Here is a 13,056-nt window from a genome sequence, read left to right as displayed (position 1 = left end):
CGTTGATACCCGGTGCGCCTACTGCGCCAATGCGACACCCTCGCTGCGCGGATCGGCGGCACCTCGCCACGCGCCGCCGGCGTGCTCGACGGCGTTGACCTTGGACCCGAGCGGTGCCTCCCGCGCCGAATGGCCCTTGGCACGCAGGGCGTCGAGCACGCGGCCGGTGTCCGCCGAGGGTTCCATCAGCAGCGTATTCTCATCAAAGAACAGATTTGGAAGTGCAATCGCCTCGCTCACCGGCAATCCGAAATCGAGCACGCCGATCAGCGTCTTTGTCACATGCATGATGATGCGCGGCCCGCCCGCCGATCCCAGCGCAAGGATCGGACGATCGTTGGCATCATATACGATGGTCGGCGACATCGAGGACAATGGGCGCTTGCCCGCCTCGACCCGGTTGGCCACCGGAAGACCGTCGCGCGCGGGCACGAAGCTGAAATCGGTCAGCTCGTTGTTGAGCATCATCCCGTTCGCCATGAGCTGGCTGCCCCAGATATCCTCGATCGTCGAGGTCATCGCAACGACATTGCCCTGGGCATCCACAGCCGAGAAATGCGTGGTCCCGGCTTCGGTCGATCGTGTTGGTGCCCCCCTCGGAGCCGCGCCCGGCGGATTTCCATGACGCACCGACGGCAAGGCCCGGTCCATGCGGATCAGGCGCGACCGGCGTGCCAGATAGTCGGGGTCGATCAAGCCGACCAGCGGGACCGACACGAAATCGGGGTCGCCGATATACCGGCCTCGATCGGCATAGGACAGGCGCATCGCTTCGGCGATCACATGCCATGCGTCGGGTGAGCGCGGGCCGAGACGCGCGATGTCGAAGCGTTCGATCATCCCCAATATGCCGAACACGGTGGTCGCCCCGGACGAGGGCGGGCCCATTCCGCAGACCTTGTAGATCCGATAGCGGATGCATACCGCATTGCGCGACGTAGCGGTGTAGCCCGCCATATCGGCAGCGATGATCTGGGCAGGGTTGCGCCTTGCCCCGGCGGTGGCGGCGATGATCGCGTCGGCATTCTGACCGCGATAGAATGCGTCGGCTCCCTCGCGCGCGATCCGGGTGAGCAGTCCGGCCAGCGCAGGGTTGCGTACCGTCGCGCCTTCGGTGAGCGGGTGCCCGTTTGGCGCGTAAAGCGCCTGGGTTTCGGGAAAATCCTTCCAGCGCGGTGCCGAGCGCGCGATGAAACGCGCCATCATCGGGGACACCGCGAAACCCTGTTCGGCATGGCGGATCGCCGGTTCGAAGAGACGCGCCCAGGGGAGCTTGCCCCAGCGGCGATGCGCTTCCTCCATCAACCTGATGTTGCCGGGAATGCCGACCGACAGTCCGCCGGGATAGACATCGTCATAGGGACGCGGCGTGCCGTCGGTGCTCAAGAAGCGATCCGGTCGTGCCGCGGATGGCGCGCGCTCGCGCCCGTCGATCGTATCGATCAGGCCGTGGCGTGCATCATGGTGAACGAAGAACCCGCCGCCGCCGATGCCGCTGGATTGCGGTTCGACCACGGTAAGCGCCAGCATCATCGCGAGCGCGGCGTCGGTAGCGCTGCCTCCCGCACGCAGTATCTCCACCCCCGCTTCGGCGGCGCGCGGATCGGCGGCAGAAACGACTCCTTGCGCGCTCGCGGTAACGGGACTCGAAGCGAGAAAAGCCAGCGCCAGGATCGCGGAATGCTTCAGCAATAATTGCAACGGCAGCACGCGCGTGGCCGATATGCTCCACCTTCTCATCCCGCCCCCTTCAGCTTTGAACCGTATCGGCCGATCGGTTCATGCTCGAATGGCTGGGCCGGGGCCAGCCGACTTTCATTTCCCGGCCTAGAACCGGAAGTTATGGCGAGACGTCTATTGCCGGCGGTGTCGACAGCAGCGTCGCCATAGTGCTTCCACCCGTTCCTCCCCACCCGGTCTCGATAATCTGCTCGTGCGATCCGTTCTCTGCGGATCAGCTCGTCATTCCGTTGGGCGCTCCTCGCCGTTGCTCAACTGAATCAGGCATCGTTTCCCGCCCATCAGTTCGACCGTTTTCGGAAGGACAACTCGGGGACGGTGTTGAGCGCTTCTGAGGATGACGATGCGGCGCACGACGGGACAATGGCCAGCGAAGGGTTGAAAAGCCGGAATGCGTTTGCTACAGCATTTCCTTAGATAGAATGCTGTTCCGCTCATCGGAATTAACTGACGCCAGTTGGTGACGCGACACAGCTAGCTCCTTTGGGCCTACCGTCAGGGTGTGTGGCTCGGCACGTGCGTTCGAACTGGAAAGAGAAAAGACTGACATTTGGGAGGAGAGGATCATGGCTATTCGGCTGGACGGATCGGTACCGACGATCGCGATTGTATTGGCGGCGTCGTCTCTCGGAATCGCACCCGCGTTCGCGGTCGAACAGGAAGCTCCCGGGAATCCGGTGCCTCAACAGAAAGCCGCCGAGCCTGAACAGAAAGCCGGGCAGGGCGAGACGCCTGCAGAGGAAATTGTTGTCACTGGTTCGGCTCTTCGCGGCGTCGCTCCAATTGGATCGAACCTCGTCACGGTCGATCAGGAAACTGCTGCAAAAGCGGGCGCTACCAACCTGAGCGAACTGATCAACACCGTGCCGGCAATGACCACGGCGGGCTCGGAAGGGCTCGGCGAGAACGTATTTTCCTATTACTCGCCGCAAATCCACCAGCTGGCGGGGAGCGCGAGCAACACGACGCTGGTTGTGATTGACGGTATGCGCGTCGCCGGTTCCGGCATCCGATATGGCCAATCGGATCCAAACATTCTCCCCATCAGCGCGATCCAGCGGGTCGAGGTACTCGCGGACGGTGCGTCGTCAATCTATGGTTCTGATGCCGTCGCTGGTGTGGTGAACTACATCACCCGGCCAACGTACAGCGGAGCGAAAATATCCGCCAGAGCCAGACTCGCGGACAGTTGGCACAGCATCGACGTCAATGGCATCGTGGGAACGAAATGGACTACCGGCGGCATCTATGTCGCGGTTCAACATGTATATGCCAGTCCACTGGCGGCGAAGGACCGGGAATTCCTGAGCCGGGGCGATTTCCGTTCGGTCGGCGGCCGTAACACCAACACGTTCAACTGTATGCCAGCCACGATCCGCACGACGGCGACCGGGACGACGCGGGCATATCTGTCGCCTTCGGCGACGACACCCACAGACCTCATTACGGACAATGCGCCCTGCAATAATTCGATCTATGCGGGTGCGCTTAACAGCAGTGAGCGCACCAACGGGCTGATACGCCTACACCAGTCGTTCGGTGACCGATTGTCGATGACGGCCACCGTGAATTACAATGTGTTGGAGAGCATCTACGACTTTGGTCCCGCGCTGGTCAACAACGTGACCGTCTTTGGACCCGGCTTCGCTCGCGCCAACCAGATCAATCCATTCTATATGGCACCGGCGGGAGAACCCACGGTGACACAACAAATCGTATCCTTTGCCTTGATCAAACCTGACAATTACTATGGAACGCAGGACCAGGAGAGCGAAACGCTGTATCTCTACGGCAACGCCGAATACAAATTGTCCGATAGCTGGACCGTAACCCTCAGCAATGCGTATGGGGACAGCACCGGCTTCTCGCGCGACAGGGATACGATCTGCACCATCTGCGTTCGGCGAGCGCTGAACGGCTCGGTGAACGCAAACGGAAGTGTTAATGCCGCTAATCCAGCCATTCCGCTGACGACGGCGAACGCGCTGGACGTCTGGCAGCCCAATGCCGGCAGAACCTCGGCTGCGGTTCTGGACAGCCTTTACGTCAACCAGGGCTTCACCAGGCACATCAACAGATTCAGCCAGACAAAGCTGGAGGCGCAGGGAAAATTGTTCGCATTGCCGGCCGGCGACGTGCGTCTGGCTTTCGGCGGCGAATATTATTGGGCCGAACAGCTAGGGTCGGGACTCATAACCACCATGTGACGGCTGCGGCGAGGTAGATGGCGCTGAGGAAGTTGGTGGCGAGCTTGTCGTAGCGGGTGGCGATGCGGCGATAATCCTTGAGGCGGCAGAACATGCGCTCGACGGCGTTGCGGCCCTTGTAGAGCGTCTTGGAGAAGCAGCTTTTCCAGCGGCGGTTCGTCTTGGAGGGGATGTTCGGAACGGCACCCTGCCGCTCGATCAGGTCGCGGATCGCATTGCTGTCGTAAGCCTTGTCCGCGAGCACGATGGTGCGCGGCGCGAGATCATCGAGCAACACATCGGCTGCGCGGCAGTCGGCGACCTGGCCACCGGTCAGCAGGAAGCGGAGCGGCCGACCTTCGCCGTCGGTGAGCGCGTGGAGCTTGCTGTTGCGGCCGCCCCGGCTGATCCCGATCGCCTGGACGAGCGCCCCCCTTTTCCACCGCCCGCGGAGCGGTGCGCCTTCATATGCGTGCTGTCGATCAGGACCTCGGCGGGCGGCCCGCCTGCTGCCGCGAGCGTGACGAACAGCTCCTGCCACACACCCTTTGCCGCCCAGCGCACGAACCGGTTGTAGAGCGTCTTCCTCGGCCCGTAGCAGGCCGGCGCGTCGACCCAGCGCCCGCCCGACTTCACCACATGAATGATGCCGCTGATCACCCGCCGATCATCGACCCGCGCCACACCGCGCACCTTGTCCGGCAGCAGCGGACGCAGCCGCTCGAACTGGGCTTCACTCAACCAAAACTCGCTCAAATCCACGCTCCTGCTGGCGCAGCGCATGAATCACATCCCAGCCGCCAAGGGAATCCCGTTTATGGGTCCCGACCCTAGTCCTGGATGTCGATGCGTCGGGAGAAGTTGGCTTCAACCTCGACCGGAATGCCCTGTCGGGCTATGTCGAAGTTGCGGTTCCGCTCGTCTCTGAAGACATGGGTATACCGCTCGTCCGGCGGCTCGACCTGAGCCTTTCGGGTCGACATGACGAATTCAGCGATGTCGGCGGCACCACCAATCCCAAGATCGCAGCTACTTGGGAGGTGATTGAAGGCCTGAGGCTGCGCGGCAACTTTGCAACCGCGTTTGTCGCGCCGCCTTTGGCTGTGATCGGGATTCCGGAGCTCGGCTATCGGCGGAGAGCAGCTGGGGTGCTGAACTCCGGCGCCTTCTTCGTTCCGCTTGATATTTATCCGGATGCCAGGCTGCTGCCCGGTTGTGCGACTGCGGTTACCGTGTGCCAGATCGGCACTTCGGTCAATCCGGGCCTGACCCGCGACTATGGCATCGGGCCTGGCGCCAAGCCGCAGACGGGCAACAGCTGGTCGATCGGCGTCGACTTCGCACCGCCGCAGATCCCCGGCCTTCGGACATCGGTGACGTTCTGGAGCAACAAGTTCCGCGACGGCGTAAATCGACTTGAAGTCACGCAACAGCTTTATTCCGTCACGATGCGGGACCGACTGACGATCTGCCCGACAGGTTGCACGACGGCCCAGATCAACGAGTTCGGCAATGTCGCCAACGGCGGCTCAATCGACGTGACGCCGCCGGCCATAACCTACTTCATGAATAACAACGATTTTGCCAATGTGCTCAACTTGGACGTCCAGGGGATCGACGCGAGCTTCAACTATCAGCTCAGAACCAAGGATATCGGCAAATTCACGTTCGGCGCGACGGGAACATACTATACCCGCTTTGACCAGAATACCGGCGGCGAGGCGTTCGACATACTCAACACTTCTGGCTTCAATTCCGGCTTCCCCTCGATTCAGACGCGGTTGCGGTTCCAGCTTGGCTGGGATCTGGGCGGTCTCTCGGTCGACGGGTTCGTCACTCATACCGGCTCGTATTTGAACTGGGGTAACGCCGCTGTAACGCCGCTGATCCTTGATTCGAACAACCGGCCGATCGGCGGGGGCGACGTGGTCGAGGCGGATACCAGGCTGGATCTGAACGTCGCATACCGCATGAAAATCGCCAAGGCTGACGCCAGGCTTTTCCTGAACGTCAACAACGTGTTCGACAGTGCGCCCCCGTTCTTCAGCGGCACAATGGGCCGAACCCACGGCATCAACCGCTATGTTTCGAACCCATATGGTCGGACGGTCTCGCTGGGCTTCAGCGTGGAATACTGAGTCCGCGAGGTAGGCATGCCGCCGACACATTGCTGGACATCGTGTCGGCGGCAGGTTGCCCCGCACGCCGGATCTTGAGCAATCGGCGTGGCGCGGCGTGGATACGGCAACGAATGGAAACTCGATGCGCCACCTGATCGCTACAGCCCTCGTCACAATCGCGGCCCCCGCCGTCGCACAGCAAGTGAAGGTTGAGGACGTCACCTTCCTCAGCCGCGACGGAAAGACGCAGGTGAAAGGCTATCTGTTCAAGCCAGCCAAAGCCCGTGCCAAACTCCCTGCGGTGGTGATGATGCATGGTGGTGCGGGCGCTTACTCGTCTATGGCGAAGGGCAAATATGACGCCTCCACCCTGTCCAGCCGCCACAGGGCGTGGGGCGAGCTGCTGGCACGCAACGGTTATGCCGCCCTCATGGTCGATGATTTCGGCGCGATCGGATTCCCTGCCGGGTTTGCCGGCACCCATATCGAGCGCCCCGCAGCCATCGACCCGATCGATTTCCGCCCCCAGCACGCCTATGGCGCGCTCCAATTCTTGCAGTCGCGGGCCGACGTCACCGCAACCCGCGTCGCGCTGTTCGGCTGGTCCCACGGCGCGATCGCCACACTCGCCGCGATGGCCGACGACAAGCCCGGCGACATGCGCAAGACCGGCTTCACGGCGGGCGTCGCAATCTACCCCGGCTGCGCCTTTAAGAAGCGGTTCGAGAAGGACGGCTACAAACCCTATAACCCCATCCGCGTCTTCATGGGAACGGCGGACGAGAAGGTCTCGCCCAAGCTGTGCCAGACCTTGGTCGATCGCAGCAAGGCCGCCGGCAACGACATCGCGATCCGCATGTTCGAAGGTGCCACCCACAGCTACGACACCCCTGCGGAATCCCGCCAGTCGGTCGCGGCCAATGCCGCCGCCAAGGCGGCGACAGAGGCCGATGTGCTGGCGTTTCTGGCAGCGCGATTGAAGGAACAGTAACGCTCCCCGGAGGGGAGGTCGCATCGTACAGCGCGAGAGGATATGGCATGAATTATCTCGGATACTTGTTGTCGGGTCGCACGCTCGGGGGCCTGACGCTGGTCGCCCTGGCCTTTGGCACAACGCTGACGGCACATGCCAATGTCACCGCACGGCATGCGGGGGGGGATTTACGATCCCGTGACGCTCGACATGGAGGGACCGGCGCTCGATCAGGCGTCGGGTCCGAACCCGTTCGCCGATTACCGGATCGACGTTACGTTCAGCCGATCGGGTCGCGACTATACGGTGCCGGGCTATTTCACCGCGTGCGCAGACGCAGCGGATCGCGGATGCACGAGCGGGAAGCTGTGGCGCGCGCATTTCGTGCCCATGGAAGCCGGTGAGTGGACCTATCGCGTCAGCTTCCGCACCGGCAAGGATATCGTGGCGAGCGACGGTGCCGGCGAAGCTGTGGCCGGGATCGACGGAGCGACCGGCAGATTCAAAGTGTCCGCGACACCCAGAAACGATGTCCGCGCGCGCGGGCTGCTGCAGTATCGGAATGCGCAATATTATCGCTGGTCCGGCACCGGCAAACCGTTCTTCAAGTTTGGTGTGGATTCACCGGAGAACATGCTGGCCTATATCGATTTTGACCGCACGCCGAATGCCAGAGGGATGCGGCACGATTGGCAGCCGCATGTCAGGGACTATGCCGCGTCGGCGCAGTCGTTTACCTGGGGCGGCGGACGCGGCAAGGGATTGCTGGGCCGCTTCGCTTATCTGCAAGGGGCCGGCGCGAACAGCGTCAGCATGCTCTTGTTCAACGTGGGCGGCGACGATCAGAACGTCATTCCCCAGGTCATGCGCGTGTCTGCGGACAGCTATGCAAAACTCTCGCCCGCCGACCAGTGGGCAAAGGGCGTGGAACACGACCGCTACGACGTCGTGAAGCTGGCCCAGTGGCAGCGTGCGCTATCCTACGCTGACGAGCTTGGTCTCCAGGTGCATTTCAAGATGCAGGAGGTCGAGAACAACCTGTTCATGGACGGCGGCAAGCTGGGCCGCCAGCGGAAGATTTACATCAGGGAGATGGTTGCGCGCTTCAACCACTTCCTCGCCGTGTCCTGGAACATGGGGGAGGAGAACACGCAGGAGCCGGATGTTGTCCGTGAGCAAGCGAAATATATCGACTCCCTTGATCCCTATGATCATCCGCTCGTGATGGCGACCTATCCGCGCCAGAAGGAGCGCTTCCGGCCCCATCTGGCGAGCGGATCCTCCATGAACGGCCTGGCGATGCAGGGGAACACGATCGATTTCTCCGACATGCGCCCCGATATCGTCAAATGGACCAACGCCGCCATCAAGGCAGGGCGCCGTGTCGTGATCGGCTATGACGAGTCGGGCACGGCGGGTCCCGGTGCGCCGATCGACGCGGGGTTCGACCTGGACACCCTGCCCACCAAGGGCGTCCTGTCGTTCAGCCCGGGCGATATCGCGCCCGGCCAGCCCGGCGCGGAGCCGATGCTGTCCAAAGATGCGCTGGCGGGAACGCCTCCCAAGATTCAGCCCGAGATTGCCCCTACCCGGGAAACGTACCGTCGGCACTCGATCTGGAATGCGCTGCTCGCGGGGGCAGCGGGGATGGAAATGTACTATGGTTGGACCAACAAGTGCCACGATCTGGGGTGCGAGAACGACCGCACGCGCGCGCTGAAGTTCAGCGACGGCAGGAACGCCATCGCATTCTTTAACGAACATGTCGGGGAGCGCGCCTTTGGGATGGTGGCTGATGACGACCTGACACTGACCAGGACCGAATATGTGTTCGCCGATCACGGCAAGACCTATATCGTCTATACCCGCGCCGGGACGCCTGCCGCGCTATCGCTACTCGGCGAGAGCGGACGCTACAGCGTCGACTGGTACGACGCCGTTGCTGGCGGTCCGTTGCGCAAGGGAAGTGTGGTCGAGATCGCGGGCGGTCCAGCCCCGCTGGAAGAGGGCGCCGACCGCGCCATTCGCAACTCGCGCTTCGCCTCGCTCGGGACGCCGCCGTCCGGCGGTTCGGACGATTGGGTCGCGCTGGTTCGCAGGATTGCCGACTAGGATCTCCGGGAAGGCGAGTCAGCGTGCTCGCCTTCACAGTTGCCCCGGTTGATGGAGCGGGAAGGGGGGCGGCCGGTGTTAAATCAGCGAAGCTGAAAACAACTCTGGTCACGCGAGCGGCGGCAGCCGATCCAAATATTTGTCGAGCGTGATCGGGTAATCGCGTACCCGCACCCCGCACGCATTGTAAACCGCATTGGCAACGGCAGCACCAACACCAGTGATGCCGAGCTCGCCCACACCTTTCGCCTTCATCGGATTGGCCATCTCGTCCGCCTCGTCGAGGAACACGACCTCCTGATGCGGGATGTCAGCGTGTACCGGCACCTCGTAACCGGCGAGGTCGTGGTTCACGAAGAATCCAAACCGCTTGTCCACCGCCATCTCTTCCATCAGCGCCGCGCCAACGCCCATCGTCATCGCCCCGATCACCTGGCTGCGCGCCGATACTGGGTTGATGATCCGCCCCGCCGCGCAGACCGCGAGCATTCGGCGCACCCGGATCTCGCCCGTGTAGGCGTGGACCGCAGCCTCCACGAAGTGCGCCCCGAACGTGGCGAGATGGACACTTCTGCTCATGTCGCCGTACTCGATGGCGTCCTCGCCGGAAAGTGCGCCAGCCCGGGAAACGTCTGCGAGCCTGACCCTGCGACCGTCAGCAACGACGTACCCGCTCTCGAACCTGGCTCCGTCAACCGACATGCCCAGCTGCCGAGCTACCGCTTCACGCAGCTTCACGCATGCTGCGTACACGCCAGAGGTCGCGTTCGCCGCTCCGAATTGCCCGCCGGAACCGGCGGCGACCGGGAAGCGTGAGTCGCCGAGCCGCACGTCGATCATGTCGAGCGGTAGGCCCAACATCTCCGCAGCGGTCTGTGCAATGATCGTGTAGCTGCCTGTGCCGATGTCGGTCATATCGGTCTCGACCAGGATGCGGCCCGACGGCTCCAGCCGCACCCGTGCCGCCGACTTCATCGCCGGGCTGTTGTGGAAGGCCGAGGATACACCCAGGCCGACCCACCAATTGCCATCGCGCCGCTGGGCAGGTCGCACTGCGCGTCGGCTCCACCCGAACGTCTTCGCGCCCTCGCGGAGACACCGCACGAGCTGGCGCTCGGAGAAGCGTTTCTCCGGCTTCTCAGGGTCCACCTGGGTGTCGTTGCGGATACGGAACTCGACCGGATCGAGCCGTAGCTTCTCTGCCATCTCGTCCATGGCGATCTCGAGCGCCATCATGCCACCCGCCGCGCCAGGCGCGCGCATCGAATTGCCCTCAGGCAGATCGAGCACCGCCTGCCGCATCGATGTGAGCCGATTGGCACCGGCATAGAGGAGGCGCGTCTGGGCCGTCACGGTCGCCGGCCGTCCGCCCTCCAGATCGCCCCCGACGCTTTCATGGGCGATCGCCGTGATCCGCCCATCCCGATCGCAGCCGATCCGGATGCGCTGAATGGTCGCCGGACGATGTACCGAGTTGTTCATCGTCTGCGGACGAGTGATCGCCAGCTTTACCGGGCGTCCGACCGCACGTGCGCCCAACGCCGCGAGCACGGCGTCGGCGCGGATGCGCAGCTTTGCACCAAACCCGCCGCCGACATAGGGCGACAGCACCTGGATGTTCGACTGCGGGATCAGGAAGGTCTGTGAGAGATCACGAACCGCCCAGGCAACCATCTGGGTAGAGGTCCAGAGGGTGAGTTCATCGCCCGACCATGCCGCGATGGAAGCGTGCGGCTCCATCATCTGGTGGCTCTGGTCCGGTGTCGTGTAGGTTGCGTCCAGTCTGACCGGCGCAGCGGCGAACGCTCCTTCGAAGTCGCCGGTGCGCAATTCGCCGGAGTCGCGTTCCTCGCCGTTGCTCCCGCCGACCAGCGGCGCGCTATCCTCTTGCGCCGCAAGGTCATAGCGCCCTTCCGCGCGGGCGTAGTCAACGCGGATCAGCGCAGCCGCAGCCCGCGCCTGTTCAAAGGTTTCGGCGACGACCAGCGCGATTGCCTGATGGTAATGCTGTATCTCGGGACCGGCCAGCAACCTTGCAGTATTGCTCCGCGAGGTCGCGAATGGTCCTGCGTTGGCGGCGGTCACCACCTTGATCACGCCCGGTGCCCGCTCGGCATCGACGGTATCGATGCGCTTGATCCGCCCTTTCGCGATCGCAGATCCAAGCATGTAGCCATATGCCTGATTCGCCACCACGTCGTGGCGCTCGTAAGCGTATGGCGCAGCGCCCGTGATTTTCAGGGGGCCGTCGATCCTGCGAGCGGCACGGCCAACCACTTTCATGCGGTCTATCGGGTTGGGACCAGCTGGCGTGTCGAACTTCATGCGGCTCTCGCTTCGGCCATGACCGCGGCGAGCGTGCGTTCGACCAGTGGCACCTTGAATGCGTTGTGCTCGGTGGGTCGCGCGTCGGCCATCAGCCTGGCGGCAACTGCGCCGGCGCCATCCGGTATGGCGGCATCGGCTGCAAGGAACCCGCCAGGGTTTTGGGGCGACTCCGCCGACCGCAACACGCCCGTTCCCATCGCGCTGGATGACTGCGGCGACGGATATGAGCGCGAAGGCGTAAGACGCGCGGTCGCGTACCTTCTGGTAGATGTGCCGCCCGCCCAGCGGAGGCGGGAGGGTGACCGCAGTGACCAGTTCGCCGGACTTCAGCTCGGTCTCGATGTGAGGGGTGTCGCCCCATAGACGGTGAAAATCGGCAATCGGTATGGCTCGGGTGCTGCCCTGTGGATCGACCGTCTCGATGGTAGCATCGAGTACGCGCAGAGCTACGGCCATGTCGCCCGGATATGTCGCGATGCACGCATTGGAGGTGCCGATCACGCCGAGCTGGCGCGAGAAGCCGCCAATCGCCGCGCACCCGGAACCGGGCCGCCGCTTGTTGCACGGCTGGTTGGGATCATAAAAATATGGACAGCGGGTCCGCTGGAGCAGGTTCCCAGCTGTCGTCGCCTTGTTCCGGAGCTGACCCGATGCGCCAGCAACGATTGCGCGCGCGAGCACGGCGTAGTCGCCGCGGATGCGGGGATCAGATGCGAGCGCGGTGTTCGTCACGAGCGCACCGACCCGCAACCCTCCCGTCGGCGTCTTCTCGATCCGGTCTAGCCCAAGATCCTGCAGGTCGACCAGATGCGTCGGGGTCTCGATCTGGAGCTTCATAAGGTCAAGAAGGTTGGTGCCGCCCGCGAGGAATTTGGCACCCGGCGTGCCGGAGACCGCGGCAGCAGCTTCCGACGGCGACTTGGCACGCTCGTATGTAAATGCCTTCATGAGCGTGCTCCCGCGACTTCCGTCATTGCCTCGGCGATGTTGGAATAGGCACCGCAGCGACAGATATTGCCGCTCATGCGTTCGCGTAACTCAGCATTGCTGGGGCCGAGCTGCGCCGAGATATCGACCTGCGCTTGGCTCGGGATGCCGCGTTTGATCTCGTCGAGCACTGCTATTGCCGAGCAGATCTGCCCAGGGGTGCAGTAACCGCACTGGTAGGCATCGTGCTTGATGAAGGCGGCCTGCATCGGATGCAGATTTTCGATCGTGCCGAGACCCTCGATCGTGGTGACCTTGTCGCCGATATGCTGAATCGCCAGACTGAGGCAGGCGTTGATCCGGTCGCCGTTCACCAGGACGGTGCAGGCTCCGCACTGGCCATGGTCGCAGCCCTTCTTGGTGCCGGTAAGCTTCAGGTGCTCGCACAGCGCATCGAGGAGCGTCGTGCGTGTATCGAGATCCAGTTCGTGATGCGCCCCATTGACCTCGAACGACACCGGCATTGTGACGGGGTTCGTCCGCGTCGCTTGGGCATCGGCACTTGGCAGGCCCGTGGCTGCTGCCGCCGCGGCACCGCCGACTAGTAGCCCCCGCCGCGAAACTTCCAGCTTCCTGTCGTCGCCCATGTTCAATCATCCCTGCGGCACTG

8 protein-coding genes and 1 pseudogene are annotated in these 13,056 nt (G+C 63.2%); 4 read left to right on the top strand and 5 right to left on the bottom strand.

All coding sequences use genetic code 11. The features are described 5' to 3' along the window. Positions 1-18: 18 nt before the first annotated feature. Positions 19-1,740, bottom strand: coding sequence for a gamma-glutamyltransferase (gene ggt, locus LRS08_RS05240; RefSeq protein WP_257844631.1), 1,722 nt, complete (start codon positions 1,738-1,740; stop codon positions 19-21). Positions 1,741-2,306: 566 nt separating this feature from the next. On the opposite strand from ggt, the gene LRS08_RS05235 reads away from it, so the two are divergent. Then, positions 2,307-3,947: a TonB-dependent receptor plug domain-containing protein gene (locus LRS08_RS05235; RefSeq protein WP_257844632.1), complete on the top strand. Its 1,641-nt coding sequence runs from the start codon at positions 2,307-2,309 to the stop codon at positions 3,945-3,947. Here the strand turns inward: LRS08_RS05235 and LRS08_RS05230 are convergent. Beyond that, positions 3,931-4,709, bottom strand: a protein-coding gene (locus tag LRS08_RS05230) for an IS5 family transposase (protein WP_374580061.1) whose coding sequence is annotated in 2 segments (ribosomal slippage) — positions 3,931-4,352 and positions 4,352-4,709 — 780 coding nt in all. Because the reading frame shifts where the segments join, the coding sequence is not laid out codon by codon here. The genes LRS08_RS05235 and LRS08_RS05230 overlap by 17 nt on opposite strands. 149 nt (positions 4,710-4,858) lie before the next feature. Here LRS08_RS05230 and LRS08_RS05225 point away from each other — a divergent pair. The 3 genes from LRS08_RS05225 to LRS08_RS05215 all read left to right on the top strand — a co-directional run bounded on the left by LRS08_RS05225 (position 4,859) and on the right by LRS08_RS05215 (position 9,131). Further along, on the top strand, positions 4,859-6,064 hold the full coding sequence (locus LRS08_RS05225; RefSeq protein ID WP_374580819.1) for a TonB-dependent receptor domain-containing protein: 1,206 nt from the start codon (positions 4,859-4,861) through the stop codon (positions 6,062-6,064). Positions 6,065-6,188: 124 nt separating this feature from the next. Next, complete coding sequence (locus LRS08_RS05220) at positions 6,189-7,037, top strand: dienelactone hydrolase family protein (RefSeq protein ID WP_257844633.1); 849 nt, start codon at positions 6,189-6,191, stop codon at positions 7,035-7,037. Between the two features lie 135 nt (positions 7,038-7,172). Next, positions 7,173-9,131: a DUF5060 domain-containing protein gene (locus tag LRS08_RS05215; protein WP_312026656.1), complete on the top strand. Its 1,959-nt coding sequence runs from the start codon at positions 7,173-7,175 to the stop codon at positions 9,129-9,131. Positions 9,132-9,239: 108 nt separating this feature from the next. On the opposite strand, the gene paoC is transcribed toward LRS08_RS05215, so the two are convergent. The 3 genes and pseudogenes from paoC to paoA all read right to left on the bottom strand — a co-directional run bounded on the left by paoC (position 9,240) and on the right by paoA (position 13,033). Beyond that, positions 9,240-11,456 (bottom strand): aldehyde oxidoreductase molybdenum-binding subunit PaoC, encoded by a 2,217-nt coding sequence (gene paoC, locus LRS08_RS05210; RefSeq protein ID WP_257844635.1) that lies wholly within the window; start codon positions 11,454-11,456, stop codon positions 9,240-9,242. Beyond that, positions 11,453-12,407 (bottom strand): annotated as a pseudogene (locus tag LRS08_RS05205) (FAD binding domain-containing protein). Before LRS08_RS05205 ends, paoC begins: the two are co-directional and overlap by 4 nt. Then, a complete protein-coding gene (gene paoA, locus LRS08_RS05200; protein WP_257844637.1) occupies positions 12,404-13,033 on the bottom strand; it encodes an aldehyde dehydrogenase iron-sulfur subunit PaoA in 630 nt (209 codons plus the stop codon). Before paoA ends, LRS08_RS05205 begins: the two are co-directional and overlap by 4 nt. Between the last annotated feature and the right edge of the window lie 23 nt (positions 13,034-13,056).

The sequence above is a fragment of the Sphingomonas sp. J315 genome (assembly GCF_024666595.1).
Classification (GTDB): Bacteria; Pseudomonadota; Alphaproteobacteria; order Sphingomonadales; family Sphingomonadaceae; genus Sphingomonas.
Note: the sequence above shows the minus strand (reverse complement) of the source record. Positions and strands in the feature narration are given on the sequence as shown.